Here is a 25,677-nt window from a genome sequence, read left to right as displayed (position 1 = left end):
GGTGTCGTTATGAAGTTCGCGCACATAGCCGACGTCCACCTCGGCAGGGAGCAGTTCAACCAGCCCTTCCGCTACGAGGATTACCTAAGGGCCTTCCGCGAGGCCATCGAGAAGTCGGTGAAGGCCAACGTTGACTTCATACTCATCGCCGGAGACCTCTTCCACGTGAGCAGGCCGTCGCCGAGGACGATACGCGATGCGGTTGAGGTCCTCGAGCTGCCGAGGAGGAAAGGAATTCCGGTTTTCGCGATAGAGGGCAACCACGACAAGACCATAAGGGAAACTTCTGTCTTCGACCTCCTAGAGCACCTCGGACTTATCTACACCGTCGGCCTCAAGAGGGAGCCGAGGAAGGGCGAGTTCCAGGAGAGCAAGAGGCTCTCAGAGAACCGCTATCTGGTGTGGGGGAAGGTTGGAGACCTTGAAATCCACGGGCTGAGGCACCACACGCGCTGGCAGCTCATAAGGAACGACGGGGCGATCAACGTCCTCAGGACACTCTTTAAAGGGAAAAAGGGAATCCTTATGCTTCACCAGGCAATTGACTACCTGGCCAAGGACACGCCCTACCAGGACGCCTTCGACCTGAGACTGAGCGAGCTTCCAGACGGCTTCTCCTACTACGCCCTCGGACACATCCACGTCAGGAGGATAGCAGAGCCTTCGCAGACGGGTTTAAAAGGTCCACTGGCTTACCCCGGCTCCCTGGAGAGAACCGAGGTCAGGGAGGCGAGCCACATAATCCGCTACTCTGCGAGGGACAGAAAACCGAAGGTGCTGGAGAACCGCGAGGGGCCGAAGGGGTTCTACATCGTCGAGAACTTTGTTCCAGAGTTCGTGGAGGTCGAGACGAGGCCCTTCTACTCAGTGCGGGTCGAAGGAAACAGCAAGGCCGAGCTGAGGAGGAAAGTCGAAGAAGTTTCATCGCTCATCCCGAAGGACGCTATTGCCGTGATAACGCTCGAGGGGACGGTTAAGGGAGGAATTGCCCTGGCGGAGTTCAACGACCTGCTCAGGGACTCCGGAATCAGGTACTACACCTTCAGGAGCAGGGTCGTCGGGGAGGCCGTCCTCTCGAAGGAGAGGCTGAGTGAGGAGGAGCTGTTCACGGAGTGGGAGAGGGAACTACTGATGCACCTCCGCGTTGAACCGAAGGAGTTCTCGGAGGGGCTTCCGGAATTCGTTTCCTGGCTGATGGAGAGGTACAAGAAAGGGATACCTGCGAAGGATATTGTCCCGAAGAAGGCCCCGGAGAAGAAAGTGGAACCCGAGGAAAAGACGCCTAAAAAGACCAAAGCCCCCGAAAAACTGCCGAAGGAGAAGAAACCTGAAAAAGAAGAGAAAAAACCCGAAAAGAAACCCGTTCCCAAACCCAAGAACCCGTCGAGCCTAGACGCCTGGCTCAGGAGGGGTAAACCGTGAGAATAAGGCGGATTAAAATCAAGAACTTCAGGGCGCACGAGAAGAGCGAGGTCGAGTTCAGCGACGGCATAAACCTGTTGATAGGCCAGAACGGCGCGGGGAAGAGTTCAATCCTCGAAGCGATCTTCGCGGCCCTCTACATGGGGCACCCGAGCTTTCCCAAGGGCTACCTCCAGGCCAACACGCGGGTCAACGCGAAGGGCGGCATAGCGCTTGCTCTGGAGTTCGAGCACGGTGGGAGGGCCTATAAAATCGTGAGGGACACCAAGAAGAGCGAGCTTCTGGAGGATGGCTCGCTGATAGCGGAGAAAAGCTCTGACATAGCCCGCTGGGTGGAGCGGAACGTCTACCCGATACAGGTCTTCACCAACGCCCTCTACATAAGGCAGGGCGAGATAGAGGGCATAATCACGAACCGCGAGGTAATGGAGAAGGTCCTGCGGAAGGTTTTGGGCATAGAGGACTACGAGAACGCCGAGAGGAACGCGGCGGAGCTGATAAGGGAGCTGAGGAGGAAGAGGGACTACCTCAGGAAGCTCATCGAGAGAAAGGCCGAGGTTGAGGAGAGCCTCCGCGAGGCGGAGAAGCGCTTCTCCGAGACGCTGAGGAGGATAAGCGAGCTGAGGGAAAGGGTAAGAAAGCTCGAGAAGGAATTTGAGGAGACGGAGAAAGAATACGGCCGGCTCAAGGCCCTGAAGGAAGAACTTGATGGACTGGAGAAGAGGAAGGCCGTCCTGGAGCAGAGAATAAAGGCCGAGAGGGAAAGGATAGCGGACTACGAGGGGCAAATCTCCGAGGTGGAGAAGGAGATAGCGGAGCTTGAAGAGAAACTCTCCCGCCTGGGGGAGCTTGAACCGCTCGCGGAGCAGTACCTGAAGCTCAAGTCCCTCCTCTCGCTCAAGGACGAGCTTGCAAAGCTTGAAGTCTCGGAAGCCAGGCTGAGGGAAAAGAAAAAGGCGCTGGAGGAAAGGGCCGCTAAAATCGATGGGGTCTCTTCAGAGATAGCCGGGCTGGAGAAGGAGGAGAAGGCCCTCAGGGAAACCTACGAGGAGCTGAAGCGCAAGAACTCCCTCTATCAGCGCGCCCTTCAGTTAAAGGCAGAGGCGGAGAGGTATAGGAAGGAGCTTGAGAAGGCCGGAACCGCGCCGGAGAAGCTTGAGAAGGAGCTGAAGTCCGTCGAGAGGGCGAAGGAAGAGCTGGAGAAACTCCGCGAGGAGATGGCTAGGATAAGGGAGCAGATGGCGGCCCTCAAAGGGCAAAAGGATAACCTCATCGAGAACCTCTCGAAGCTCGAAGGGGCGAAGGTCTGCCCGCTGTGCAAGAGGCCCATTGAGGAGCACGACGAGGAGGAGATAAGGGCGGAGTACGACGCTGAAATAACTTCCATCGAGAAGAAGCTGAATGGGCTGGAGAAGAAGCTGGAGAAGCTCAGGGAGAGAGAACCGGAACTCAAAGAGACCATCCGGAGAGAGCCAAAGCTCATAAGGCTGAAGAAGATCGCTGACCTTCTTAGAGAGGTCGAGGAAAAGCTTTCCAGGTACGATTTAGAGGAGCTTGAGAAGGCCGCTGAGGAGTTTGAGGAGGCCAAGGCGAGACTCATCGAGATAAAGAAGGAGCTGAGGCACCTCCGGAAGGAGCTTGAGGAGCTTGAGAACGCCAGGAAAGAGTTCGAGCGGATAGAAAAGCGGCTCGCCGAGATAGGGGTAAAGAAGGGAGAGATAGCAAAGAAGCTGAAGGGTGAGGGCTTCGACTCCTTCGACGGGGTTGAGAAGAGGCTTAGAGAACTCGAGCCGGCCTACCGCGAGTACCTTTCCCTGAAGGGCGTTCCGGCGCAACTTGAGAGGGCCAGGAAGAAGCTCGACGTGCTCATGAGGAAACGTGAAGAGAGCGTTAAATCGCTTGAAGAGCTGGAGAAAGAGTCCAAAGAGCTGACGGCGGAAATAGAGAAGCTCTCAAAGGAGTTCTCGGAGGAGGCTTACAGGGAAGCCGAGAAGATGTACATGGAGAGCGCGAAGGGGCTTGAGAAGGCAAAGGCAGAGCTTAAGGGTGCCGAAGAGCTGAGGGACGAGGTCATGAAGCTCCTCGACGAGCTGAAGGCCAAAAGGAAGGAGATTGAAGAAGCGGAAAAGGAGCTTGAGACCGTCGAGAGGGTCATCGCTGACATGGTTGCATTCAGGGAGAAGGTCGCGAGGCTCAAGGCCGAGGAAGAACTCCGCGGGCTGGAGGAGGTTCAAAAACTAGCGGGTGAGACTTTCTCCGAGATGACCGAGGGCAAGTACCAGGGGATAAAGCTCAAGCGCGTGAAGAAGTACGGTAAAGAAAAGATAGAGCTGAAGGTGCTCTACGCGGGCAACGAGGTCGGCCTGGAGTTCCTGAGCGGCGGCGAGAGGATAGCGCTCGGACTGGCGTTCCGCCTGGCGTTATCGCTCTACAAGGTGGGGAACCTTGAGCTTCTCATTTTGGACGAGCCGACGCCCTTCCTCGACGAGGAAAGGAGGAAGAAGCTCGTTGAGATAATATCGAGCCAGCTCAGGAAGATACCGCAGGTTATCATAGTCTCGCACGACGAAGAACTCAAGGACGCCGCCGATTACGTTATCCGCGTGGAGAACGTCGGAGGAAAGAGCAGGGTGGAGGTCGAGAGCCTTGGAGCGTATTAGCGACGTCCACATCAACGAGATAAGGGAGTTTCTCCTGAGGAGCCTGCGGGACGTCGAGAGACTCAGAGAGGCGGTTGGGAAACACTTCGAGTGGAGGCCCCTCCCCGAGCCAAGGGAGGCGAGAGTCTACGCCATAGACGGCAGCAGGATGATGAAGCGCCTCAGCGGGGCGATAATCTACGCCGTCTCTGCCTCGGCCATCGGGGAGAAGCTCTACTACTGGAACGACATCGGCATGGTCTTCCCCTACAAGAGCGTTGACGAGAGGGTTAGAATCCACATGGACATCCTCGAGAAGAGGATGGGCGCGATGATGCTCGAACTCGGCGCCGATCTTGTACTGATGGACGGGACGATAAGCAGCGCCATAATCACGCCGCCGACTTACGTGACGTCGACGACGAGGGAACTCTACGGAAAGCACGGGGAGCAGCTCCTCAGCGCGGCTCTGGAGTTCCTCGACTTCCTCGACGGGCAGTGGGTTGAGTGGAGGGAGAAGCTGGAGGAGGGCGGCGTTTTAAACGGGTTCTCCCTTCCATCAAGGGGATGGGACGGCGAGGAGATATTCTCGATCCTTATGAAGCGCGGGGCGCGGAGCATAAGGGGGAGCTTCTGGTGGGTCAACGACAGGGAGGACCTCATCGTCCTCTTCGAGTACCTCGAGTACCTTCACGCCCTCGACAGGCTCCTCGGGGGAAGGATAGCGGCCATCGCGAAGACCTTCTACAAGGCCGACGTTGTGAAGGCCGTGAAGATGCGCGAGGGGGACAGGCTCAAGGGCACACCAATGATAGTCGATACTCCGGTTGTTGCATCGCTCTCAGACGAGAGGGGCTACCTGGAGTTCAGCTACCTGAAGGAGCCGAAGGGCGGCTTCCCAAAGCTGGTCGCTGGGATAATGGCGCACGGCAGGCTCCAGAATCTCAGGGAGACCCTCATCATGGAGGGCGGCAAGATCATCGGGGCGAGGATAAGGCCGGCCTACGTCCGCTTCGCCGACGGCGGGCTGATATACCTCCTCGAGGTTCCGGAGAAGCAGGACTTTGAGAGGACGCTGGGAGAGATACTCTCCGTTGCCGAGGACGAGTACGTTATACCCCTCGAGTACGCCCACCACTCCGTCGTCATAAAGAAGAAGGAGTTCGACGCCTACGTCAACGCGGTGCTGAGTGCTCTCGTTGGGGAGGACGAGCGCTTCCTCAGCTTCCTGCGCTACGGGAGGGAGCCGCTGGAGTGACGGCTATGATAAGGGTCGGGACGTGCGACTTCTGCGAGGGGCACGCGAAGTACTACCGCGACTTCGACGCGATTGAGATACAGCAGACCTTCTACAGGGTGCTCCAGGAGAAGACCCTCGAGAGATGGAAGAGGGGGGCTCCTGAGGGGTTCACCTTTTCCATCAAGGCCTTCCAAGGGGTAACGCATCCCCCGAACAGCCCCACCTGGCGGAGGAGCAACGTAAAACCGGGCAGAGAAGCCGGCCTGCTCAGGCCGAACAGTGAGGTGCTCCACTTCTGGCGTTTAACGCTGAGGGAGGCCGAAATATTAGGAGCGAGGTTCATACTCATCCAGCTGCCGAGGAGCTTTAAGGAGAGCGAGGAAAGCTTTGCCAACGCGGAGCGCTTTTTTGAGACGGCCGAGAAGAAGGACTTCGAGATAGCGGTCGAACTGAGGGGCTGGAGCGAGGAAGGGATCAAGCGCTTCGTGAGGGAGTTCGACGTGATAGACGTCACCGACCCGCTCGTTAGACTTCCACTCCACAACGGAGATGTAAACTACTACCGCCTTCACGGGCGCTACGAAAACGGGAGGATAATCTACAGGCACTCCTACAGCGAGGAGGAGCTGGAGAACGTAAAGGAGAGGGTTCTCGGCTGGAACCGCTCGGAGAGCTTCGTCTTCTTCAACAACTCGAACATGTGCGCAGATGCAAAGATGTTCAAAAGGGCTCTAAAACAGCTGTAACGCCTCGGTGAAGTCCCTTCTCATCACGGGTCAGCGTGCTGACGTTTCTTCATCGGCAGAGGGAAAAGAAAAGGGTTCAGTAGGCGAGGTTCCTCTTCTTCCTCCACTTGTGGGACCAGCTGTACTTCCTCATGCGCCTGCTCCTGCCGAAGCCGCAGGCGGCACAGTAGCCCTTCTTGACGTTGAAGGCCCTCCTACCACAGCGCCTGCACCTGATGTGAGTTGGAGTACGGTTCCTCCTGCCCTTTGGCTCTGTTCCCGCTCCCATGGTATCACCCCGCTAAGGTGTTCACTCAATCTCGACCGGGGAAATCGCGAGGACGTTGTCTCCCCTAACGACAATTTTACCGTAGCTCTTCACGACCTCGCCGTCCTGAATGAAGTCGGCCTCGGCGAGGACAACGTTCAGGTGGATGTCGTAACCGATGAGCTTGCCCCTTATCTCCCCACCCCTCTTGAGGAGCACGAGCACGTCCTTCTCAAGGGACCTGTGGATAACGTCGAGTGGTCTTTCCGCCATTTTCACGCACCTCCAAATAATCAAAGCTCATAGCCTTAACGAGGGAAACGGTTTATAACTCTTTCCGTTCCGGCGGCGGGAGGGCTGACGATCATACAAAGATAACCCCAAAAGCTTTTTATGAACCCGTCTTACTCCAGTTTCAGGTGGTGAGCGATGGGGGAACCGGATAAGTACGAGATTCTGCAGGATTTGATGAGGAGGAGAGGCTTCGCCTGGGGGAGCTTTGAGATATACGGCGGTTCACGCGGATTCTATGACTACGGCCCGCTCGGGGCTGCGATAAAGCGTAAAATCGAGCGGAAGATAAGGGAGGCCTTCCAGAGGGAGGGCTTCTTCGAGCTTGAGACGCCGGACATAACGCCGGAGAAGGTCTTCATAGCCAGCGGCCACGTCGAGAAGTTCGTCGACCCGCTGGTGGAGTGCCGGAAGTGCGGGGCAAGGTTCAGGGCGGACCACCTCGTTGAAGAGGCTTTGGGCATAGACACCGAGGGCATGAGCGCTGAGCACCTCACGGAGCTCATCAGGGAGCACGGCATAAAGTGCCCCGAGTGCGGCGGCGAGCTCGGCGAGGTCTGGTACTTCAACCTCATGTTCGAGACGAGGATAGGCCCCTACGGCGACCAGAAGGGCTACCTCAGGCCGGAGACTGCCCAGGGAATATTCGTCAACTTCAGGCGCCTCAACGCCTTCGCGAGGAACAAGCTTCCCTTCGGCGTCTTCCAGATCGGAAAGGCCTACCGCAACGAGATTTCGCCGAGGCAGGGGATGTTGAGGCTCAGGGAGTTCACGCAGGCGGAAGCGGAGATATTCTTCAACCCGAAGGAAACCGAGCACCCACACTTCGACGAGGTCAAGGACGAGGTTCTCAGGCTCTATCCGATTGAGCACCAGCTCAAGAACCTCGGCGAGATTGAGGTAACAGCGGAGGAGGCCGTGAAGAAGGGCTACGTAATGAACACCTTCTTCGCCTACTACATGGTGATGGTGAAGAGGGTTCTCCTTGACATCGGCATCCCGGAGGACAAGATACGCTTCCGCCAGCAGCTGCCGGAGGAGAGGGCGCACTACTCACGCGACACCTGGGACGCCGAAATCCACAGCGAGCGCTTCGGCTGGGTGGAGTGCGTTGGAATAGCCAACCGCGGCGACTACGACCTCAGCAAGCACATGAAGATGAGCGGGGCCGATTTAACCGTCCTCATCCACTACGACGAGCCAAAAATCGTGAAGAGGCTTGAAGTGGCCCTCAACATGAAGCGCGTCGGACCCAAGCTCAGGAAAGACGCCAAGAGGATAAACGACCTCATTCAGGGCTGGGACGAGGAGAAGAAGCGCGAGCTGGTAGAGCTTCTCGAGAAGGAGGGCAAGGTTACGATCGAGGGCTATGAGCTCGAGAGGGACGACTTCATAATCAAGGAGGTCGAGGAAAAGGTCACCGGCGAAAAGATAGTGCCCCACGTTTTGGAGCCGAGTTTCGGTATCGACAGGCCCTTCTACCTGCTCCTTGAGAACAGCCTCGTTATCGAAGAAGACCGAACCTACCTCAAGCTCAAGAAGGACATGGCGCCGATTGAGGTCGCGGTGCTCCCGCTCGTCGCCAAGGAACCCCTTAAGAGCATAGCCTACGAGGTCTTCAGAACCCTCCAGAAGGCGGGCTTCATAGCGGTCTACGACGAAAAGGACACGATAGGGAGGCGCTATCTGAGGTACGACGAGATCGGAACGCCCTACTGCGTGACAATAGACAACCAGACGCCGGAGGACAACACGGTGACGATCCGCGACCGCGACACGAGGGAGCAGGTGAGGGTGAAGATCGAGGAGTTGCCAGAAAAGCTGAGGGAGCTGATCTTCGGGAGCTAACACTCCCTCTCGATGATTTTCTCAATTTCCTCCTTCAATTCTTCAAGCTGGGAACTCACGATGACCCAGACCACCGAAAGGTCAACACCGAAGTAATGATGAATGACAACGTTTCTAAGACCTACAATCCGTCTCCAAGGCACGGCGGAGTATTTTCTTCTGATGTCTTCGGGAACGTTTCTGGCCGCTTCTCCAATAATCTCAAGGTTCCTCAGTACCGCATCAACCGTTTTCTTGTCGTTAATGAAGGTTTCAAAGGTGTAGCCACTGGTGTACTCTTCTATCCGACTTATGGCCTCTAAGATATCATTCATGAAAAGGCAGGGATCCCGTTTAGACATAAACCAAATCCTCCCTAATGTGCTCCCACAGCCCTTTTCTGCTCATGGCGGCGTTTTTTGTAATTAAATCTACAGGCAGGCCGAGGAGTTCTTCCAGGTAGTCCCTGAGGTCAACTATCTCCCACCCAACGGGCCTTTCGAACTCAACCAGAATATCAACATCGCTCAGCTCGGTCTCCTCACCCCTTGCGTATGAGCCGAATATGGCTATTGACCTAACCCCAAAGCGCTCCCTAAGCTCCTCCTTGTGCTTTCGGAGGATTGCCTCAATATCCTCAAGCTTCCGGTTCATCTTTCCTCAATAGGCCCCGAGGGTATAAAAGGCTTAAGTCCAAGCCTCGTTCTTCCCAGTGAGAATCACGACATCATCCCATTCAAAACTGTACAGCACAGGGTGAAGGGACCCAAAAGCTGTAAAGGCCTGAAGGGGTCAGATAAACCCCGTCTTCTTCAGGCCCCTCGCGTTGAGCTCCTCGTCTATAACACCCCTCACCGTACTCTCAAGGCCCTCAGAGACCAGCCTCTCAAGGAGCTCCTTCATCTGGTCGATGTCGTGCCTTATGCCCTCGAGGAGCTTTATGTACTCCCTGGCCATCTCGAGCTGCCCCTCCTGCCGGATCAGTTGCTCCTTGAGGTGCTCGAAGTCCTCCTTCATGACCTCGTACCTCCTGAGCTCCCTCTGGAGGTCGTCGAGCTGGCGCCTCAGGTGGGTGTTCTCGTCCTTGAGGCTCTTCAACAGGGCCTCTTTTTCCCTCAGCTGGCTCACGAGTTCCTCGTACTCACTCTGAAGCTGGGACAGCCTTTCAATCTCCCGGATGGGCGGCACCTTTCCGTCCCCGATGATTATGACGTCGGGGCCGACGTTGACTATGTCCCCGGGCTCGATCCTGACTTTGGTCTCGCTTGTAAAAACGCTCTGCCCCTTCCCGAGGTTCTCAACGATCTTCATCTTCAGGATGAAGTAGAACTTAGTTCCCTCGACCTCAACGTTGATATCGGTGACGTAGCCCAGTATCCTGCCGGTCGTCAGCGAGATAACGAACTTGTTTATCAGCTGATTAGCGCGATCGTTCCCAGTTACCATGCACACCACCGCTTAAAGTGGTCTTTTCAAATACTTAACTTTTCCGCAAGAGTTTATTAACCCTCCACCCCTCACTCTAAGGGAGGTGGGAGAGTGATAATATTCGTCGGGAGATCAAACGTCGGGAAGAGCACGCTCATCCACAGGCTCACCGGAAAGGAAGTGAGAAGGGGAAAGAGGCCCGGGGTAACGCGAAGGCCCGTCGAGGTGAACTGGAGGGGCAAGAGGGTAGTGGACATGCCCGGGTTCGGGTTCATGAGCGGCCTTCCGAAGCACGTCCAAGAGCGCATCAAGGACGAGATAGTGCACTTCATAGAGGATCACGCGGAGGAGATAGAGCTGGCCGTCCTCGTGATAGACGGAAAGGCCGCCCCGGAGATAATAGAGAGGTGGGAGAGAAGGGGAGAGATACCGATCGACGTCGAGTTCTTCCAGTTCCTCCGCGAGCTGAAGATACCGACCCTGGTAGCGCTCAACAAGGTCGACCGCGTCAGGAACGTCGAGAGAACTGTGAATTTCCTAGCTGAGAAGTTTGGGATAGACCACACCGAGGCGAGGGAAATAATAATCCCCGTCTCGGCGAAGTTCGGGACGAACTTGGAGAGGCTGAGAAAAGCCATAAACGAGACCCTAGAAAAGGGGAGGAAAAGCTTAGAGAACCTCGAGGACGACGTGGGTGATGGTTTCCCTAACCCCCTCGAGTGAGGCTATCTCCTCCAGTATTTCGTCGAGCTTGCTCTTGTCGGCCTCGATTATAAGGTCTATGTCGCCGGTTACGCGGTATATCCTCTTTATCTTCATCCTCTGGAGGGCCTCGTAGACGTGCTTCCTCTTGGTCGGTTCTATGCGGACGAAGACGAAGACGTCGCCCTTCTTCTCACCGAGGAGCTCGAGGGCCTTGTCGGTCAGGTCTATAAAGCCCCGCCCGGTCCTTATGTAGTTGAGCTCCTTGAGGACCTTAAGGTGGTTGCTGAGAGCCTGCCTGGTTATTCCGAGCTCGTTGGCGAGCTCATCCTGGGTCTTTTCAACGGTGTAAACCTCAATCGGCCTCCCTTCCTCGTAGAGCTTCTTCAGAAGTTTGAGCTGTCTTGGGGTGAGGGATTCCCTTTCCACCTGTTCCACCTCCGCGGAATCAGCTTTACTCAATTAGCGTTTCTGATTTTAATTTGTCAAGTCAAGCAACACTAATTGGATGGAAGAGAATTTTATAAGCCTTTCCCATTAGCTTAGGCGGGGGAGAGCATGGGGGAGGGAACAACCGCAAACAAGGCCTTCTATACCCCGGACGTGCCCGAGGACAGGATCCAGCTCGTTGAAAGGATACTGGGGGAAGGGGCAAAGACGGTCATGTTCATCGGCGACGTAGACAGCGGGAAGACGACGGCCTTAACGTTCGTTGCAAACGAGCTGATAGGGCTGGGCTACAGGGTGGCGGTGGTGGACAGCGACGTCGGACAGAAGGGCATCCTCCCGCCGGCAACGATCAGCCTCGGGATCGCGGAGGAGAGGTTCTCCAACCTGAACGAGGTAGAGGGGGTGGCTCACTACTTCATAGGAACCACGACACCGTCCCAGCACATTGCGGAGATGGTCGTCGGGGTGAAGCGCCTCGTTGAGTTGGGAAGGTCCCTGGCGGACGTGGTTCTCATAGACACGACCGGTTTCGTGACCGGGCCCGGCTTCGAGCTCAAGAGGCTGAAGGTAGAGGCAGTTAGACCGGACTTAACCGTCTTCATCGACCCATCCCCCGAGAGGAAGGCCGGCATGGAGAGGCTCGTGGAGGGCGTTTCAAGCCTGACCACGGTGGTCTCCTTGGAGAGAAGCCCCTCGGTCAGACGCCACGATCCAGAGGAGAGGAGGATGATAAGGAAGGCCAAGTGGGCCTCGTACTTCAGGGACTCGAGGACGGTTGTTCTGGATCTGAACGAGGTGATGGTTTCGGGGACGTCCATGTTCTCAGGAAGGCCACTCACGCGGGAGGAGAGGGAGCTCATCGGGCAACTCCACGAGTGGATCGTCCTCGCCGGCTGGAAGGAGGGGGAGCTCTACACCGTTGTCAAGGCCGACCAGGGCAGGGGAAGGCCCTACAACAGGGCGGCCTTAAAGGCCATCGACTTCGAGACCCTGAGCAACCTCCTGGTGGGGTTCCTCGGAGAGGACGGCCTCTGCCTCGGGCTGGGGATCCTGAAGTGGCCCAACCTCGGAGGGGGGAGGCTGGAGATCCTGACTCCGCTGGACGAGGAAGACGTCTCCAAGACGACGGAAATCAGGTTCGGGAGGATAAGGGTGACCGAAGAGGGTGAAGAGCTCGGGTTGCTGAGACGGGAGGAGCTCTAGCAAAGATTTTTAAAGCCCAAACCAAATTGAATTAGGTGGCCCTAATGAAACTGAAGGCGTTCGTGGAGATAACCCGGCCCCACAACTGCGTTCTGGCGGGTATAGTGGGTGTGCTCGGGTCGATAGTGGCGGCGGGCCACCTCCCTGACCCCGTGAAGACGGTCCTGGTCTTTCTCGTGGTGACCCTTGGCTGTTCCGGCGGGAACACCATAAACGACTACTTCGACTACGAGATAGACAAGATAAACCGGCCGGACAGGCCCCTTCCAAGGGGTGCTATGGGCAGGAAAACCGCGTTCTGGTACGCAATGGCCCTGTTCGGCACGGGGCTTGTGCTGGCGGCCTTGATAAACCTCTACGCCTTCCTGCTCGCCCTCCTGGCGTACGTTACAATGTTCCTCTACGCATGGAAGCTCAAGCCCATGCCTTTCATAGGGAACGTCGCCGTGGCCTCTCTAACAGGGGCCACGCCCCTGTACGGGGCCGTGGCCGTCGGCAAAATAGGCCTGGCCGGAACCCTAGCAACCTGTGCCTTCCTCGTCAACGTCGCGAGAGAGATCGTGAAGGATATCGAGGACGTGGAGGGCGACCTCCAGAAGGGTGCCAAGACGCTGCCCATAGTAATCGGACCAAAAAAAGCCGCTTACGTGGGAGCTACCTTCGGTATTGCCACAGTCATCGCCTCCTTCCTGCCAGTGAAGGCCGGGGTGGGAGTGGGCTACTACGCGATGGTTCCCGTTGACTTGATGATACTCTACGCGGTTTACCTCATCCTGAGGAGTCAGGACAGGGAGACCGCCCATAGATCCCAGATCCTGCTAAAAATCAGCATATTCCTGGCCGTTATGGCCTTCCTGATAGCCGTGCTCCTGTGAGGTGGTGGTTATGGAGTTCAAGGATGAGATAGCTAAGAACCTTGAAAAAGAGGGCCTCTGGACTGTCATTACCTTCAAGACCCCCCACGGGCCTGGAGAGACGATGAAAGAGCTCTCGAGGGCCATAGAGGAGGCGGGCTGGAGGATAACCTTCAAGGCCAACTGGTGGACTGCAGACATACCCTACGGCCTCATAAGAATAGACGCCGTCAAGGACGGGAGGGAGAAGATAGTCCTAGGAAAATGGGTGCTCGGAAGGGAGATGGCCCTGATCAAGATCGAGAACATGGATCTGGAGAAGGGAAAGGAGGAGTTCTTCCGCATGGTGGACAGCATAACCTCTACCCTCATCCACGACCCGGTGATAAGGACGATGAGGGAGCAGTACTGAGAAACGGCAAAAGGAGAAGAGCTCAGAGGGGCTCGTAGTAGCCCGTCTCCGGCTCGTAGATCTCCCCGTCAGCCAGGAGACGCGTTATGGCCTCCTCTATTACCTCCTCGTCGTACTCCTTGGAGAGCTTCTTGACGATGAACCTGTGGGAAAGGGGTTTGCCCTTCTCCCTCAGGAGATCCATGACGGCTTTCTTAGCCCTCTCAAGCTCCGGGTTCTCCTCGGGCTTCTCCTCCTCGAACTCCTCCTCAAAGAGCTCTTCCTCTAGCTCGGCGCTCCTCTGCTCCAGCATCAGGGTGTAGAGCTCGTCTATGGTCATGAGGAGGTCCTCATCGACGCCCTTGTTCTTGGCTATAACTTTAGCCTTCGCCGTTATGCCGTAGCGGTCGTAGATCTCAAAGGCCAGCCTGGCTTTCCTTGCGTGCTCGGCCTTCTCCCTCAGGGTCTCGAACCTGTGGAGGATCATCATGTTGGGGTGCACCTTGGAGACGCCCTCCACAAGTATTTGCTTGTCGTCGCGCCACTCGGCGACCTTCCCTATCACCTGAACCAGATCACCCTTCTTGACGAGCTTGACGAAGCGGGTGTTGTCCCTGAAAGCCAGAACCCAGATGGTAGCGGTGCCGTCATCGATCTGGAACCTGCCGTAGGTCTCGTCGTCGCTAAGGAAAGGATCCCTGACAACTGTGGCCACGACTTTAACGCGGTAGACTTTCCTGGCGTCCTTCGTTATGATGTAGTTCGGCTCGAGGTCGCCGTCGCTCTTGATGTAGTAGCCCTCCACGACGTCCCTGAGGTAGACCCTGCTCGCCGGTAGGCGCTTCTTCATTCCTCCTCACCCCCTTCCCAGAAGGCCACCATCGCCTCTATTTTCGGCAGGTACTTCCTCTCCAGCCCCTGGATCTCCTCCAGAGCATCCAGGTCAACGCCGCTGAAGTCCTGCACGACCTCGCCGTAGATGTGGATTCCCTCCTCGTCGCCGATCACGCGGCCGATGACGCGGACGAGCTGGCCCGGCTCGGGAAGAACGTTCTCCTCGCTCTCTATAAGGATAACACCCGTCCCATCGTCCAGCCAGAAGGTGTAGTCCATTTTGTCCACCTTGAAGGCCTTGCCTATGAGCGCGACCCTCGTATCGTCCTCCCTTATCTCGGCTATCTTCCTCTCGACGGCGGGTTTCCTCCGCCTGAACCGGGGCCCTTGCTCCTCCATTTAGATCACCCCTCAACCCCTTCGAGTTGCTTGAGAGCCTCCTTCAGCTGGGCCCTCTCCATCGATATCTCCCGCCTGAAGTCTATCTCGTCCCAACCGAAGGCCTTCAGCATGAGGCCGAAGAACTTGTCGTCTATGACGTTGCCCCTAACGATGACCTCCTTCCCGAGAACCGTGTAGAAATCCTCCTCCGCTAGCTTTCTCGACGCCTCCTTGGGGGTGTGGCCAGCCTCAACCAGCTCCCTCTGCCTCTCGTATATCTCCTCGGGGTCAACGCCGAGAAGATCAGCCGCCTCGTCTCCAAAGAGGGTAACCCTGATGTAGCCACTGCCGTCGTCGAGGCCGAAGTCGATCACGGTCATCTTAACGGGTTCAACCTCGCCGTGCTCCGGGCAGATCCAGGTCTCGGTGGAGGGGTCGTAGTCGACCTTCCTCCTGCACTGGGGGCAGGCGTCATAAACCGTGACGCGGTAGAGCCTGGCAACGGTTCCCCTCAGCTCAACGAACCTCTCGCCACCAACGAGATCTGCTATTCTGACGCGCTTGTAGTTGTAGCTCCTGACCTCCTCCAGGGGCGGGATCTCCTCGACGCGCGGGTCGTCGGTCGGGTTCACTATCAGCCTGCTCCTGAAGTTGACGTGCACTTCAACGCCGTTCCTGCCCTCGCGGACGCTCGGGTTTATGACCTTGACGACGTCGCCGGGGTTTATCTCGTTGTAGTACTTGCCGACCTGGGAGTCCCAGAGGACGAGCCTAGCCTTTCCGGTGGCGTCGTAGATGATCAGGTTCGCAACGGTGCCCTTTCCACCGTCCCTCCTCGTGTACTCCCTGGGCGGATACTTCCTCAGAACCCTGCCCACGATGTTGACCCCGGTCATCCCCGGCACGAGGTCGGCTATCTTGAGGGCCTCTTCCTCCTCTTCCAGGCTGATTCCAAGTTCCTCAGCGAGGAGAAGAGCGGCCGCGTGCTCCCCTATGCCCTCGCGCCTCATGATCTCCCTGATCTTTTCCTCTATCTCCCCTTCACCCATCCCGGTCTTTGACCGGATGAGCTCAAGGATGGCCTCCTTTGTAAGCACTGCCATAGAACTCACCTAAATGGTAATCGATGGCCCACTATTTAAACTTTTCTCTGAAGGGCCACAATCGGCAGAGAAGAGCGGAAATCCTCGTCTTCAAAAGAAGGGGATAACTAGAAAGTCGGGAAAGGCTAAGCTTCCTCCCCCACGTTTTCTTCTCCAGTCTCCTCGCCCCCTCCCTTCCCCTCGAGCTTCGCTATGATGTCCGTGTACTCGGCGTGAACCACCTTCCTGAAGGCCTCCTTTATGACGTTGGGGTCGTTCTCGGGGAAGCCGTACAGCTCGGCGAACTTCTGGGTCGTGCCGAGGAGTTTGGTCCTCTCGTAGGGTTCAGCGTAGATAAGCCCCATCTCGACGAGCTTCTTGATGTGCTCGTACGCCTGACTCCCGCGGAGCTTTATGATCTTGCTCTGCTCTATGGGCTGGAGGTAGGCAATAAGGGCCAGGGTCTTCAGCTCGCCCGTCCTGAGGTCGGGCCTTGGCATTAAGTGGATAACCCTCTGGCTGTACTCCTGCTTCACCTGCATGACGAACTTGTCCCCAAGAACGCGGACTATTTCGATGGCGCTCTTCCTCTCCGCATATTCAGCCGCTATGAGCTCTATGAGCTTTTCAAGGTAATCGAGGGATTTTATCCCCAGGGCCCTTGAGAGCTCCTTTAAACTCAGGGGCCTGCCAGAAACGAAGAGGGCCGCCTCAACCAGAGCCTTATCCTCGAGCAGTCCCATGATTTTCACCCGGAAAAAATGGGAGGTTCGGCAAATAAAGTTTGCTGGGGAAGAAGGGAAAGGACGATAGGTTTCACCTTCTCCTCCGTAGGAGGAGCGGAATCACCGCCAGCCCAACTATTGCCGCCGGGCCACAGATACCGCTCTTGCCCTTGGTCGACGATGTACTTTCGCTTGAGGAAGACGTTGTAAGCTGTGCTGGCTCTCCAGCCTCAACGAAGAGGTAGTACAGTTTTTTGACCACGTTCAAGCTCTCGGTGCTGTTGTGGGGCAGGAGGTAGGTCCTTCCGCCGACGAACAGGAGTGTCCCGTTGTTCTCAACGGCCGCCCTCACTATCTCCGGCGTAGCCGAGACGTTGTACTCGCCCTCTATAACGGCCACCAGCTGGCCATCGTAGACTATGCCTATAGCAGGAACGCCGGTTATGCCGGTCAGGCGGGAGATGTTGCCGAAAACCCTACCGTTGTGCTGGTTACCGTTGAGCTCGTAGTAGGTGAACCTGTCCATCCCGTAGGCCTCGGGGATCAACTGCTTCATACGCCTGCAGTGCGGGCACGTGGACATGCCGTACATGTAGAAGTGAACCTTTGACTCGTCGAACTTCCAGTTCAAGGCGGACACAGCGGGAAGGAGAAGGAAGGAGAGGGCAACGAACAAAGCCAGCAGGACTTTCCAATCTTTCATTCTATCACCACTACAGGTAGCCCCGGGAGGTTATAACGTTTCCTCCACCAGATTTTTATACTCAGCGGGCGTGCATTAATCAAGGTGAAGTCAATGGAGATAGGGGTCACGGTGTACCCTCAGTTCATAACCAAGGACAAGACCCTCGCCTCGATACTGGCGGACGTCAAGATAAAGGACTACGACTTCGTCTCGGTGTTCCCGCACACGCTGGGCCTCATCGTCAACGGCCAGGTCGTTGAGAAGAAGCTCCGCAACGTCGAGAACACCCTCAGGGGGGTCGGCATAGACTACATAATCAGGATGCCCACCTCAATGAACCTCAGGGATCACATCTACCACACCAGGCACTTCCGCGTCGCAAGGGCCATAGCGGATGTGGCAATAAAGCTCGGGGCGAAGGTAATAGTCATGCAGAGTGGCAAGACGGGGAGGCTCGACCTTGAGATAGAGGCACTCCAGCAGCTCGCCGATATGGTGAGGCCCTTCGGCATAAAGATAGCCCTGGAGAACACCTACAGCGTCAAGGACACCCTCTACGTCGTCGACAACGTTGGCAGGGACAACGTAGGCTTCGCCCTCGACGTGGCCCACGCCTTCCTGAGCGCCCAAGGAGACGACAACAAACTGCTGGAGGACGTGAAGCTCGGAACCGACAAGACGATCATCCTGATGATCCACGACAACTTCGGGAAGCTCTTCCCGCAGGTCGAACCCGAGGACGCTCTAGCCTACGGCGTCGGTGATCTGCACCTCCTGCCTGGGGAGGGCAAGATACCCTTCGGGAAGATCCTCAAGCTCTTCGGCGACGTGCCCATACTCCTGAAGGTCAAGGATCCGGACAAGTTCTCAAAGATACCTACGAAGAAGGGTCTGATAGAGCTCCTCACGAGCCTCTGAGTTCACTTCTATTTTTATGAAAAGGAAAGGGGATTAAGCCTCCCCAAAGATCAGGTCAACGAACCACTTCTCGTCGAAGGGCTTCAGGTCGTCGTAGCCCTGACCGACGCCGACGAAGAGTATAGGAGCTCCAATAGCGTGGCTTATGCTCAAGGCAGCGCCGCCCCTAGAGTCGGCGTCGAGCTTCGTCAGGATTACCCCGTCTATCCTGACGGCCTCGTTGAACTGCCTCGCCTGCTCTATGATCGAGTTCCCAGCCAGAGAATCGCCAACGAAGACGACCAGGTCGGGCTTCGTGACGCGGACTATCTTCTTCATCTCGTCCATGAGGTTCCTGTTGAGCTCGTTCCTTCCGGCAGTGTCGATGAGAACCACATCGATCCCCCTGGCCTTTGCGTGCTGGATGGCGTCGTAGGCCACCGCGGCCGGATCCGCACCGTAGGAGTGCTTTATCACCCTCACACCAACCCGTTTGGCGTGCTCCTCGACCTGCTCTATCGCCCCGGCCCTGAAGGTGTCGCTGGCCGCTATGACTGCACTCAGGCCGTTCTTCTTGAGCCAGTGAGCAAGCTTCGCTATGGTGGTTGTCTTGCCCGAGCCGTTGAAGCCCACGAAGGCTATAACGAATGGCTTCTCCTTTTTCGACCTTATCATCTCAAGGAGATCGATCTTCCTCGGGGGCGTGAGGACCTCAAGGACGGCCTCCTTGACGGCCTCCTCGATGATCTTCCCCTTGTCCGTCCCTATCCTGACCTTCCTGCCTACCAGCTTCCTCTTTATGCTCTCCCTCAGCTCGTCGACCACCTCAAGGGCAACGTCAGCCTCGAGTAGGTCTATCTCAAGATCCTCAAGGGCCCTCTCAACGTCCTTCTCCTTTATCTCCACCTGCATCAGCCTGCCGAGGAGGCCCGGCTTCTCCTTCTCAATGACCTGCGGCTTTACTTCAGCCTCCGGAGCCTTCTCTGATACCTTTTTCTCCTCCTTCTCCACGTTCTCCTCGACCCTTTTCACGAAGCCCTTGAGCTTGTCCCTGAGCTTTCCAAACATGCCCTCACCACCGTGACCGGGGAGGCTTATTCCTATATATGGGTATCGGCCTCAGCGATAGCTGGTGTCATCACGAATCAGCCCCGAAGCCACACATCATCGGCCTCTCCTAATCAACTTCACGGATTCAACGATCTCGCCGTCCCTAAGTTGATAGAGGTTCACGACCTCCGTATCGACGGTCTCCCTCCTGTAGGCGACGAGATAGTCTATGAAGAACCTTATCCTGTACCTGCCTATGGAGTCCCCCACGTACTTCCCCTCGTACAGCAGGACGAGCTTGTCCCTGCTGGACTCAAGCCAGCCGTAGAGCTTTTCCCGCGATTCCTTGGGCCTTGAAAGCGGGTTCACGATAAGGTAAACGTCAAAGCCCGGGTTCTTTAGGGGGTCGCCGATGAAGACCTCCCCGTTGACCTGAAAAGGCAAACTCTCCGTGAGGATCCTCCACCCCTCTCTAACCCATTCGTCCAGGAATATCCTCGCGAGCCTCTTGGGGTTTCCCGTCATCATTATCCTGCCGGATTTGAGGTAGACGAGGTCGGTCAATTTCAACGGCATCCTGAGAGCCCCCTTCACAACCACAGTTTAAAATCGTTAACTCAGATCATTCAAAAGTTTTTCGGCCGAAGCTCGAATCCAACCGATAGGGTTTCTTTTACGGCTTAGCAAACCGCAAACTATATATCCTGGGCAATATCACCATCACCGACAACCAACTTTGAGGTGTTAGCGCATGAAATGGAAGAACCTGTTTGCCCTTTTGGTCGTTGGCCTCGTTGCCTTTAGCGTTGTGGCCAGCGGCTGTATCGGTGGCGGTGGTGGAAACACCACGACCAGCAGCTCCCAGCCGAGTTCCAGCGTGGGTTCTAGCCCATCGGCTTCTTCGACCACGACCACTTCCCAGCCCCAGACCCAGGGTGCGATAGCCATCGTCTACGACGTCGGTGGTAGGGGTGACCTGAGCTTCAACGATATGGCCTACCTTGGAGCCAGCAAGGCCGCCAAGGACTTCAACCTCAAGCTCGTCGAGCTCCAGAGCAACAGCGAGGACGACTACTACAAGAACCTCGAGACCCTCGCCAAGTCGAAGAAGTACAAGCTCATCATCGCCGTGGGCTTCATGATGACCGACGCCACCAAGGCCGTCGCCCAGAAGTACCCCGACCAGAAGTTCGCCATAGTGGACGGTTTTGACCCGGACATGCCCGACAACGTCATGATGATCCTCTTCAAGGAGAACGAGGGTTCCGCTTTGGCCGGTGCCCTGGCAGGCCTCATAGCGGCCAACGACGGCAAGAACAAGGTCGGCATCGTCCTCGGTATGGAGATCCCGGTTCTCTACAAGTTTGAGGCCGGCTACCGCTTCGGTGTGAAGTGGGCCGAGGACTACTACAAGCAGAAGACCGGGAAGGATGCAAAGATAGACGTCATCTACCAGTACACCGGCTCCTTCAACGAAGCTGCGAAGGGTAAGGCCGCCGCAGAGACCCAGCTCCAGGACGGGGCGTGGGTGATCTACCAGGTCGCCGGTGGAACCGGTCTCGGTGTCTTCGACGCGGTCAAGGAGTACCTCGACGCCCAGAAGAAGGAGATGGGCCCGCCGTTTGCAATCGGTGTTGACTCGGCCCAGGACTGGATCAAACCCGGTGTCATCATCGCGAGCATGATGAAGCGCGTTGACGTCGGCGTTTACAACGCCGTCAAGTCTGTCATGGACGGAACCTTCAAGGGAGGAGTCGTTGAGCTCGGCCTCAAGGAGAACGGTGTCGGTCTGAGCACCGTCGACGACGTCATGGCCATGTTCGACTCCCTACCCGAGGACACCCAGAAGAAGAAGCTTCAGGAGCTCGGCTTCAACAGCAAGGACGAGCTCAAGCAGTACCTCGAGCAGGTAAGGGCCCAGGTTCCGGACTGGATATGGCAGGCCGTTGACGAGCTCAAGCAGAAGATAATCAGCGGTGAGATAAAGGTCCCAGCCCCGATGGACAAGTCGGGCATAGAGAAGATAAGGCAGGCCCAGACCTGGCAGGAGATGGAGCAGCTGGCCAGCTGACCTTTCTTTTATTCCTCTTCGTTTTGAAAGGGGGTGTTTCTGTGAGCGAGAGGCAGCCGATCATCGAGATGAAGGGGATAGTCAAGGTCTACCCGGACGGTACAAAGGCCCTCCGCGGTGTTGATCTAACGGTTTACCCCGGGGAGATCCTCGGACTGCTCGGCGAGAACGGCGCGGGAAAAACGACCCTCATGAAGATCCTCTTCGGCATGCTGAAACCCACTTCTGGTAAAATCTTCGTCAAGGGGCAGGAGGTTCACTTCAAGAGCCCCTCGGATGCGATTTCTATGGGTATCGGAATGGTTCACCAGCATTTCACCCTCGTTGAGGTTTTTGACGCCCTCCACAATATAATCCTCGGCATGGAGGGCCACGGCCTCTTCTCGAAGATAGACGTTGAAGAGGCAAGGAAGAGGCTGCAAAAGCTGATGGACGACCTGAACTTCCAGGTCCCCCTAGATGTTCCCGTCGAGAACCTCCCCGTTGGAGTGCAGCAGAGGGTGGAGATCCTCAAGATGCTATACCGCAAGGTCGACGTCCTGATTCTCGACGAGCCCACCGCGGTTCTAACGCCAATAGAGGTCGAGGAGCTCTTTCAAGTCTTAAGGAAGCTCAAGAGAGAGGGCAAGACGATAATATTCATCAGCCACAAGCTCAACGAGGTTATGGAGATCACCGACAGGGTCACCGTCATAAGGAAGGGCGAGGTCATCGGAACGGTAGAGACTAAGGACGCGACGCCGCAGCTTTTGGCCAAGATGATGGTGGGGAGGGACGTCGTCCTGAGGATAGAGAAGCCCCCGAAGGAGCCCGGAAAGCCGATCCTCCAGGTCAAGAACCTCTGGGTCAAGGGTGACAGGGGGGAGGAGTCCGTTAAGGGACTGTCCTTCGAGGTGAGGGAAGGCGAGATATTCGGCATAGCCGGGGTTGAAGGAAACGGACAGACCGAGCTTATAGAGGCCATAACCGGGTTGAGAAAGCCCGAGAAGGGCGAGGTAAAGCTCAACGGCCGCGACATAACTGGGAGGTCCCCGAAGGAGCTCTACGATCTGGGGATGGCCCACATTCCGGAGGACAGGACGAACATGGGGCTTATCCTGGACATGACGGTCACGGAGAACTCCATCCTCGGCCTCCAGTGGAGGGAAAAGTTCCAGCGCTTCAAGGGGGTTATCCACTGGGGCAAGGCCAGAAGGCACGCGAAGGAGCTCATAGAGAAGTTTGACATCTCCGCCCCCGGAACGGAGGCACCGGTTAAGAGCCTGAGCGGCGGCAACCAGCAGAAGCTCATCGTTGCTAGAGAAGTCAGCAAGGAGCCGGTTCTAATAGTCGCTTCCCAGCCCACGAGGGGTGTCGACGTTGCCTCGACCGAGTACATAAGGAACTACCTAGTCAAGCTCAGAAACGAGGGCAAGGCGGTTCTATTGGTTTCAGCTGATCTAGACGAGGTTCTCCAGCTCAGCGACAGAATGGGGATAATGTACGAGGGGGAGTTCATGGGCGTTGTAAAGCCCGAAGAGGTCACGATCGAAGAGATAGGCATGATGATGGGAGGTATACGCTATGAGGAGCTCGGAAAAGCCAGGGGTAAGTGAGATCCTCGAGAAGATAAACTTCAAGGCCTTCGTGGAGAGCATCATAGCCGTAACAATAGGCTTCCTCATAGGGGCCGTGATTCTACTGGCCTTTGGCTACGATCCGGTTAAAGCGTACATCGCCCTCTTTGAGGGTGGACTCGCGTCAACAGACAACATAGCGGCGACGCTCCACTACTCGACGCCTATACTCCTCACAGCGCTTACCTTTGCCGTTGGAGCCAGGACTGGAATCTTCAACATCGGTGCCGAGAGCTCGTTCTACTTTGGGGCGATAGCGGCAATAGCCTTCACGAACATCTGGGGCAACCTCTGGTTCGGCCTCCTAATGGGCATGGTCCTCGGGGCACTCTGGGCCCTTCCAGCGGCACTCCTCAAGGTCTACCGGGGCGTCCACGAGGTCATCTCGACGATAATGCTCAACTGGATAGGCTGGTACCTGGTCATCTGGCTCATAGTAGGGCCCTACGCCAATCCTAGGAACCCCATAAAGACCATCAAGGTTCCGGAAGGGGCGAGGCTCCCGACCATCGGGGAGACGGTCCTCTCGTGGGGCTTCATTATCGCGGTCTTGGCGGCAGTTCTCGTCTACTTCATCCTCTGGCACACGACGCTGGGCTTTGGGATGAGGGCCAGCGGCTACAACCAGAGAGCCGCCAGGTACGGGGGAATAAGTCCGAAGGCGGCAATAGTGTGGTCGTTTGTAATCGGCGGAATGGCCAGCGGCCTTGGAGGGGCCATGAAGATAATGAGCGAGTTCCCGGGATACGCGATAAGCCAGGGAGGGGCCAACATATACGGCTTCGGTTTCGACGGAATAGGCGTTTCCTTGGTCGGCAGAAACCACCCGCTCGGGATAATCCTCTCGGCGATATTCTTCGGAATGCTGAAGGCAGGGACTTCATCAATGCAGCAGGTAGGCGTCCCGCTGGAGATCGTCAAGGTCATACAGGGCATCATAATCATAACCGTCGCCGTTCCGGGCCTTTACGACCTCATAAAGAAGAGCGTTAGGAGGGCTGCCTGATGGACGTAGGGGCGATTATTTTCCTCCTGAAGACTTCCCTCATGGCCATGGTGCCGATAGTGCTCACGAGCGTAGGTGCCGCTTGGAGCGAGAGGGCCGGAGTGGTGAGCATAGGCTACGAGGGGGTTATCCTGGCGAGCGCTTTCTTCGGGGCAATATTCGCCGAGATCAGTGGGCACGCCAGCGTAGGCCTTCTTGGAGGACTTTTCGTCGGGGCCCTCTTCGGAATGCTCCACGGTTTCCTGACGGTCTACCTCAAGGGAGACCACGTCATACCGGGCATAGGCATAAACCTCCTGGCCGCTGGGCTAGTGCCCTTCGGCATCATAGCCTACTGGGGAACCGCCGGCCAGCACCAGCTCCCCTTCACCCTCTGGCACTGGCAGACCAAGTACGGCGAGTTCAGCCCGATGATCCTTGTGACCATAGCCATAGCCATTGCCACCTGGTGGGTCCTCTTCAAGACCCCGCTCGGACTTCGCGTCAGGGCCTGTGGTGAGAACCCCGAGGCAGCCGATGCTCTGGGAATAAACGTCGAGAAGTACCGCTTCTGGTCAACGGTTTACGGCCACGCGTTGGCGGGCCTTGCTGGGGCATACATGAGCGTCGACTGGCTTGGCCTCGTCCACAAGACGATGTCTGGGGGAAGGGGCTTCATAGCCCTAGCGAACATGGTGTTCAGCAACTGGAACCCGCTGGTATCTCTCATCGGTGGCTGGCTCTTCGGCTTCTTCGACGCCTTGGCAACTTGGCTGGCCCCAAAGCACCTAGTGCCGGAGCAGTTCATATACATGCTGCCGTACATCATGACCCTCGTAATCGTGGCAGGGATAATAGGAAAGGCAAAGCCGCCGAAGTGGGACGGAAAACCGTACAAGAGGGAGTGATCCCCTCTTTTTTCAGCTTTTTAATATGTAGCCCAACGCCGTTCCCAGGGAGAGTCCCGCCAACAGGGCCGAGACCAAGTACGCCAGGTCAAAGCCCCCCGAGCCCTTGTTGGCGTAAACGACTTCCTTCCCCGCGGCCTTTAACACGCTAACCGTGTTCTCCTTCAGAACCTCGGTGTAGGGCTTCCCCTCCCAGAAAACCGTTACCCCTGCAACGGGCTTTCCGCTCTTCTCTGAGAGCTCAAGTGTTGCTTTCTTCAGCTGCTCCGGGCTCTGGAGGGAGTAAACTATTACATCTGAGTCCTCTGCCTCTGGCAGGACGTCATCGATGCCCAGGGCAGGAACCTCCTCCTCGGGCTTTATTGAGGCAACAGCCCTTATGCCGAGCCACTCTATGGCGTACTGAACGGGGGGCATGTTTATTACAGCGCTCCTGTTTCCATCGAAGAAACCGGAGTAGGCGTATTTTATCGCCTCGATCCTGGCCTCGAATTTGTTAAGCTCGGCTCTGTACGCAGGGGCGTTGGCAGGATCGACCTTCTCCAGAGCCCTTTCAGTCGCCGTGGCTATTGCCATGGCGTTGTCCGGATCGAGCCAGGTGCCGTGGGGGTTGTCCTTGTCGTTGTACCACCTCTCGGGCAGGTAGTGGAAGCCCTCCCGCTTGTAGTCGTCTATGAGGAGGAGTTCGCCGGTGATTATACCCTCCTTCTTCAGCTCCGCTATTTTGCCCTCCACCGGGAGGTGGCCGCCGGTTGTCACTATGACGCTCGCCCTCTGGAGGAGGGAGACCTGCTCCGCCGTCAGCTGGTACTCGTGGGGATCAGCCCCAAGCGGGATCAACGTGACGACCTCTACCGAGCTCCCGAAGGCCTCGCTTACTATCGACGCTATAGGCCCTATGCTCGCCACCACGAGGGGTTTCTCCTCCGAGGCCCCCGAAAAGGGCACGACCATCCCTGTGAGCAGGAGTATCAGCAGTAACGTCCTCACCTTCATTTCGGTC

The 25,677-nt window shown here is 56.7% G+C and carries 28 protein-coding genes; 14 read left to right on the top strand and 14 right to left on the bottom strand.

The features are described 5' to 3' along the window. The first annotated feature begins 9 nt into the window (after window positions 1-9). The 4 genes from ACZ5AM_RS05355 to ACZ5AM_RS05340 are packed head-to-tail and all read left to right on the top strand — an operon-like array spanning window position 10 to window position 6,047. Window positions 10-1,422: a metallophosphoesterase family protein gene (locus ACZ5AM_RS05355; protein ID WP_464915815.1), complete on the top strand. Its 1,413-nt coding sequence runs from the start codon at window positions 10-12 to the stop codon at window positions 1,420-1,422. After that, window positions 1,419-4,082: a DNA double-strand break repair ATPase Rad50 gene (gene rad50, locus ACZ5AM_RS05350; protein ID WP_464915814.1), complete on the top strand. Its 2,664-nt coding sequence runs from the start codon at window positions 1,419-1,421 to the stop codon at window positions 4,080-4,082. The genes ACZ5AM_RS05355 and rad50 overlap by 4 nt, the downstream gene beginning before the upstream one ends. Continuing rightward, complete coding sequence (locus ACZ5AM_RS05345) at window positions 4,069-5,319, top strand: DNA double-strand break repair nuclease NurA (protein WP_464915813.1); 1,251 nt, start codon at window positions 4,069-4,071, stop codon at window positions 5,317-5,319. Before rad50 ends, ACZ5AM_RS05345 begins: the two co-directional genes overlap by 14 nt. A gap of 5 nt (window positions 5,320-5,324) precedes the next feature. Further along, window positions 5,325-6,047: a DUF72 domain-containing protein gene (locus ACZ5AM_RS05340; protein WP_464915812.1), complete on the top strand. Its 723-nt coding sequence runs from the start codon at window positions 5,325-5,327 to the stop codon at window positions 6,045-6,047. Window positions 6,048-6,123: 76 nt separating this feature from the next. Here ACZ5AM_RS05340 and ACZ5AM_RS05335 read toward each other — a convergent pair whose 3' ends face one another. Further along, window positions 6,124-6,315, bottom strand: a complete 192-nt coding sequence (locus ACZ5AM_RS05335; protein WP_464915811.1) for a 50S ribosomal protein L37e — start codon at window positions 6,313-6,315, stop codon at window positions 6,124-6,126. A gap of 21 nt (window positions 6,316-6,336) precedes the next feature. Continuing rightward, complete coding sequence (locus ACZ5AM_RS05330) at window positions 6,337-6,567, bottom strand: LSm family protein (RefSeq protein WP_464915810.1); 231 nt, start codon at window positions 6,565-6,567, stop codon at window positions 6,337-6,339. A 156-nt stretch (window positions 6,568-6,723) separates the two neighbouring features. Here ACZ5AM_RS05330 and glyS point away from each other — a divergent pair, with 156 nt between their 5' ends. Further along, window positions 6,724-8,433, top strand: a complete 1,710-nt coding sequence (gene glyS / locus ACZ5AM_RS05325) for a glycine--tRNA ligase (RefSeq protein WP_464915809.1) — start codon at window positions 6,724-6,726, stop codon at window positions 8,431-8,433. Here glyS and ACZ5AM_RS05320 read toward each other — a convergent pair. The 3 genes from ACZ5AM_RS05320 to ACZ5AM_RS05310 form a co-directional block, all read right to left on the bottom strand. Continuing rightward, window positions 8,430-8,747 carry a HepT-like ribonuclease domain-containing protein gene (locus ACZ5AM_RS05320; RefSeq protein ID WP_464915808.1) on the bottom strand — a complete coding sequence of 106 codons (318 nt, stop codon included), beginning with the start codon at window positions 8,745-8,747 and terminating at the stop codon, window positions 8,430-8,432. The two genes, glyS and ACZ5AM_RS05320, sit on opposite strands and share 4 nt — an antisense overlap. Window positions 8,748-8,766: 19 nt before the next feature. Next, window positions 8,767-9,066 (bottom strand): nucleotidyltransferase family protein, encoded by a 300-nt coding sequence (locus ACZ5AM_RS05315; RefSeq protein ID WP_464915807.1) that lies wholly within the window; start codon window positions 9,064-9,066, stop codon window positions 8,767-8,769. Between the two features lie 138 nt (window positions 9,067-9,204). After that, entirely contained in the window at window positions 9,205-9,858 is a 654-nt protein-coding gene (locus ACZ5AM_RS05310; RefSeq protein WP_464915993.1) for a hypothetical protein, read from the bottom strand. A 93-nt stretch (window positions 9,859-9,951) separates the two neighbouring features. On the opposite strand from ACZ5AM_RS05310, the gene engB reads away from it, so the two are divergent. Then, window positions 9,952-10,563, top strand: coding sequence for a GTP-binding protein EngB (gene engB, locus ACZ5AM_RS05305; protein ID WP_464915806.1), 612 nt, complete (start codon window positions 9,952-9,954; stop codon window positions 10,561-10,563). Here engB and ACZ5AM_RS05300 read toward each other — a convergent pair. Then, entirely contained in the window at window positions 10,510-10,971 is a 462-nt protein-coding gene (locus ACZ5AM_RS05300) for an Lrp/AsnC family transcriptional regulator (RefSeq protein WP_464915805.1), read from the bottom strand. The genes engB and ACZ5AM_RS05300 overlap by 54 nt on opposite strands. 129 nt (window positions 10,972-11,100) lie before the next feature. On the opposite strand from ACZ5AM_RS05300, the gene ACZ5AM_RS05295 reads away from it, so the two are divergent. Genes ACZ5AM_RS05295 through ACZ5AM_RS05285 form a run of 3 tightly spaced genes read left to right on the top strand, consistent with a single transcriptional unit; the run spans window position 11,101 to window position 13,461 of the window. Continuing rightward, complete coding sequence (locus ACZ5AM_RS05295; protein WP_464915804.1) at window positions 11,101-12,195, top strand: Clp1/GlmU family protein; 1,095 nt, start codon at window positions 11,101-11,103, stop codon at window positions 12,193-12,195. Between the two features lie 44 nt (window positions 12,196-12,239). Then, on the top strand, window positions 12,240-13,070 hold the full coding sequence (locus tag ACZ5AM_RS05290) for a geranylgeranylglycerol-phosphate geranylgeranyltransferase (protein WP_464915992.1): 831 nt from the start codon (window positions 12,240-12,242) through the stop codon (window positions 13,068-13,070). A 10-nt stretch (window positions 13,071-13,080) separates the two neighbouring features. Beyond that, window positions 13,081-13,461: a ribonucleoside-triphosphate reductase gene (locus ACZ5AM_RS05285; protein WP_464915803.1), complete on the top strand. Its 381-nt coding sequence runs from the start codon at window positions 13,081-13,083 to the stop codon at window positions 13,459-13,461. Between the two features lie 22 nt (window positions 13,462-13,483). On the opposite strand, the gene ACZ5AM_RS05280 is transcribed toward ACZ5AM_RS05285, so the two are convergent. The 5 genes from ACZ5AM_RS05280 to ACZ5AM_RS05260 all read right to left on the bottom strand — a co-directional run bounded on the left by ACZ5AM_RS05280 (window position 13,484) and on the right by ACZ5AM_RS05260 (window position 17,165). Then, complete coding sequence (locus tag ACZ5AM_RS05280) at window positions 13,484-14,290, bottom strand: OB-fold nucleic acid binding domain-containing protein (protein ID WP_464915802.1); 807 nt, start codon at window positions 14,288-14,290, stop codon at window positions 13,484-13,486. Further along, the gene (locus ACZ5AM_RS05275) at window positions 14,287-14,673 is read right to left on the bottom strand and encodes a replication protein RepA (protein WP_464915801.1); all 387 of its coding nucleotides are present in this window, start codon (window positions 14,671-14,673) and stop codon (window positions 14,287-14,289) included. Before ACZ5AM_RS05275 ends, ACZ5AM_RS05280 begins: the two co-directional genes overlap by 4 nt. A 5-nt stretch (window positions 14,674-14,678) precedes the next feature. Then, window positions 14,679-15,758, bottom strand: coding sequence for an OB-fold nucleic acid binding domain-containing protein (locus ACZ5AM_RS05270; protein ID WP_464915991.1), 1,080 nt, complete (start codon window positions 15,756-15,758; stop codon window positions 14,679-14,681). Window positions 15,759-15,883: 125 nt separating this feature from the next. After that, on the bottom strand, window positions 15,884-16,480 hold the full coding sequence (gene scpB, locus ACZ5AM_RS05265) for an SMC-Scp complex subunit ScpB (protein WP_464915990.1): 597 nt from the start codon (window positions 16,478-16,480) through the stop codon (window positions 15,884-15,886). 73 nt (window positions 16,481-16,553) lie between these two features. Beyond that, on the bottom strand, window positions 16,554-17,165 hold the full coding sequence (locus tag ACZ5AM_RS05260) for a CGP-CTERM sorting domain-containing protein (protein WP_464915800.1): 612 nt from the start codon (window positions 17,163-17,165) through the stop codon (window positions 16,554-16,556). 93 nt (window positions 17,166-17,258) lie between these two features. On the opposite strand from ACZ5AM_RS05260, the gene ACZ5AM_RS05255 reads away from it, so the two are divergent. After that, window positions 17,259-18,065: a sugar phosphate isomerase/epimerase family protein gene (locus ACZ5AM_RS05255; RefSeq protein WP_464915989.1), complete on the top strand. Its 807-nt coding sequence runs from the start codon at window positions 17,259-17,261 to the stop codon at window positions 18,063-18,065. A gap of 33 nt (window positions 18,066-18,098) precedes the next feature. Here the strand turns inward: ACZ5AM_RS05255 and ftsY are convergent, their stop codons facing one another. Beyond that, complete coding sequence (gene ftsY / locus ACZ5AM_RS05250; protein ID WP_464915799.1) at window positions 18,099-19,112, bottom strand: signal recognition particle-docking protein FtsY; 1,014 nt, start codon at window positions 19,110-19,112, stop codon at window positions 18,099-18,101. 96 nt (window positions 19,113-19,208) lie between these two features. After that, window positions 19,209-19,694, bottom strand: coding sequence for a hypothetical protein (locus ACZ5AM_RS05245; protein ID WP_464915798.1), 486 nt, complete (start codon window positions 19,692-19,694; stop codon window positions 19,209-19,211). 151 nt (window positions 19,695-19,845) lie between these two features. Between ACZ5AM_RS05245 and ACZ5AM_RS05240 the strand changes: the two genes are divergently transcribed. The 4 genes from ACZ5AM_RS05240 (at window position 19,846) to ACZ5AM_RS05225 (ending at window position 24,674) form a co-directional block, all read left to right on the top strand. Continuing rightward, complete coding sequence (locus ACZ5AM_RS05240) at window positions 19,846-21,165, top strand: BMP family lipoprotein (RefSeq protein WP_464915797.1); 1,320 nt, start codon at window positions 19,846-19,848, stop codon at window positions 21,163-21,165. Window positions 21,166-21,233: 68 nt separating this feature from the next. Beyond that, window positions 21,234-22,760, top strand: coding sequence for an ABC transporter ATP-binding protein (locus ACZ5AM_RS05235; protein ID WP_464915988.1), 1,527 nt, complete (start codon window positions 21,234-21,236; stop codon window positions 22,758-22,760). Beyond that, a complete protein-coding gene (locus ACZ5AM_RS05230; RefSeq protein WP_464915796.1) occupies window positions 22,729-23,787 on the top strand; it encodes an ABC transporter permease in 1,059 nt (352 codons plus the stop codon). Before ACZ5AM_RS05235 ends, ACZ5AM_RS05230 begins: the two co-directional genes overlap by 32 nt. Further along, complete coding sequence (locus ACZ5AM_RS05225; protein ID WP_464915795.1) at window positions 23,787-24,674, top strand: ABC transporter permease; 888 nt, start codon at window positions 23,787-23,789, stop codon at window positions 24,672-24,674. Before ACZ5AM_RS05230 ends, ACZ5AM_RS05225 begins: the two co-directional genes overlap by 1 nt. Before the next feature lie 12 nt (window positions 24,675-24,686). On the opposite strand, the gene ACZ5AM_RS05220 is transcribed toward ACZ5AM_RS05225, so the two are convergent. Further along, a complete protein-coding gene (locus ACZ5AM_RS05220; RefSeq protein ID WP_464915987.1) occupies window positions 24,687-25,670 on the bottom strand; it encodes a metal ABC transporter solute-binding protein, Zn/Mn family in 984 nt (327 codons plus the stop codon). Between the last annotated feature and the right edge of the window lie 7 nt (window positions 25,671-25,677).

Source organism: Thermococcus fumicolans, assembly GCF_055386755.1.
This window is presented reverse-complemented; position numbering and strand designations above follow the sequence as displayed.

What these genes read in the sequence shown, in the direction of transcription:
- ACZ5AM_RS05285 (WP_464915803.1), top strand. Translation starts at nt 13,081, where the DNA reads ATGGAGTTCAAGGATGAGATAGCTAAGAACCTTGAAAAAGAGGGCCTC.
- ACZ5AM_RS05315 (WP_464915807.1), bottom strand. Translation starts at nt 9,066, where the DNA reads ATGAACCGGAAGCTTGAGGATATTGAGGCAATCCTCCGAAAGCACAAG.
- ACZ5AM_RS05355 (WP_464915815.1), top strand. Translation starts at nt 10, where the DNA reads ATGAAGTTCGCGCACATAGCCGACGTCCACCTCGGCAGGGAGCAGTTC.
- ACZ5AM_RS05290 (WP_464915992.1), top strand. Translation starts at nt 12,240, where the DNA reads ATGAAACTGAAGGCGTTCGTGGAGATAACCCGGCCCCACAACTGCGTT.
- ACZ5AM_RS05235 (WP_464915988.1), top strand. Translation starts at nt 21,234, where the DNA reads ATGAAGGGGATAGTCAAGGTCTACCCGGACGGTACAAAGGCCCTCCGC.
- ACZ5AM_RS05220 (WP_464915987.1), bottom strand. Translation starts at nt 25,670, where the DNA reads ATGAAGGTGAGGACGTTACTGCTGATACTCCTGCTCACAGGGATGGTC.
- ACZ5AM_RS05340 (WP_464915812.1), top strand. Translation starts at nt 5,325, where the DNA reads ATGATAAGGGTCGGGACGTGCGACTTCTGCGAGGGGCACGCGAAGTAC.
- ACZ5AM_RS05225 (WP_464915795.1), top strand. Translation starts at nt 23,787, where the DNA reads ATGGACGTAGGGGCGATTATTTTCCTCCTGAAGACTTCCCTCATGGCC.
- ACZ5AM_RS05330 (WP_464915810.1), bottom strand. Translation starts at nt 6,567, where the DNA reads ATGGCGGAAAGACCACTCGACGTTATCCACAGGTCCCTTGAGAAGGAC.
- glyS (WP_464915809.1), top strand. Translation starts at nt 6,724, where the DNA reads ATGGGGGAACCGGATAAGTACGAGATTCTGCAGGATTTGATGAGGAGG.
- scpB (WP_464915990.1), bottom strand. Translation starts at nt 16,480, where the DNA reads ATGGGACTGCTCGAGGATAAGGCTCTGGTTGAGGCGGCCCTCTTCGTT.
- ACZ5AM_RS05275 (WP_464915801.1), bottom strand. Translation starts at nt 14,673, where the DNA reads ATGGAGGAGCAAGGGCCCCGGTTCAGGCGGAGGAAACCCGCCGTCGAG.
- ACZ5AM_RS05310 (WP_464915993.1), bottom strand. Translation starts at nt 9,858, where the DNA reads ATGGTAACTGGGAACGATCGCGCTAATCAGCTGATAAACAAGTTCGTT.
- ACZ5AM_RS05240 (WP_464915797.1), top strand. Translation starts at nt 19,846, where the DNA reads ATGAAATGGAAGAACCTGTTTGCCCTTTTGGTCGTTGGCCTCGTTGCC.
- ACZ5AM_RS05295 (WP_464915804.1), top strand. Translation starts at nt 11,101, where the DNA reads ATGGGGGAGGGAACAACCGCAAACAAGGCCTTCTATACCCCGGACGTG.
- ACZ5AM_RS05270 (WP_464915991.1), bottom strand. Translation starts at nt 15,758, where the DNA reads ATGGCAGTGCTTACAAAGGAGGCCATCCTTGAGCTCATCCGGTCAAAG.
- ACZ5AM_RS05335 (WP_464915811.1), bottom strand. Translation starts at nt 6,315, where the DNA reads ATGGGAGCGGGAACAGAGCCAAAGGGCAGGAGGAACCGTACTCCAACT.
- ACZ5AM_RS05280 (WP_464915802.1), bottom strand. Translation starts at nt 14,290, where the DNA reads ATGAAGAAGCGCCTACCGGCGAGCAGGGTCTACCTCAGGGACGTCGTG.
- ACZ5AM_RS05260 (WP_464915800.1), bottom strand. Translation starts at nt 17,165, where the DNA reads ATGAAAGATTGGAAAGTCCTGCTGGCTTTGTTCGTTGCCCTCTCCTTC.
- ACZ5AM_RS05320 (WP_464915808.1), bottom strand. Translation starts at nt 8,747, where the DNA reads ATGAATGATATCTTAGAGGCCATAAGTCGGATAGAAGAGTACACCAGT.
- ACZ5AM_RS05230 (WP_464915796.1), top strand. Translation starts at nt 22,729, where the DNA reads ATGAGGAGCTCGGAAAAGCCAGGGGTAAGTGAGATCCTCGAGAAGATA.
- ACZ5AM_RS05255 (WP_464915989.1), top strand. Translation starts at nt 17,259, where the DNA reads ATGGAGATAGGGGTCACGGTGTACCCTCAGTTCATAACCAAGGACAAG.
- ftsY (WP_464915799.1), bottom strand. Translation starts at nt 19,112, where the DNA reads ATGTTTGGAAAGCTCAGGGACAAGCTCAAGGGCTTCGTGAAAAGGGTC.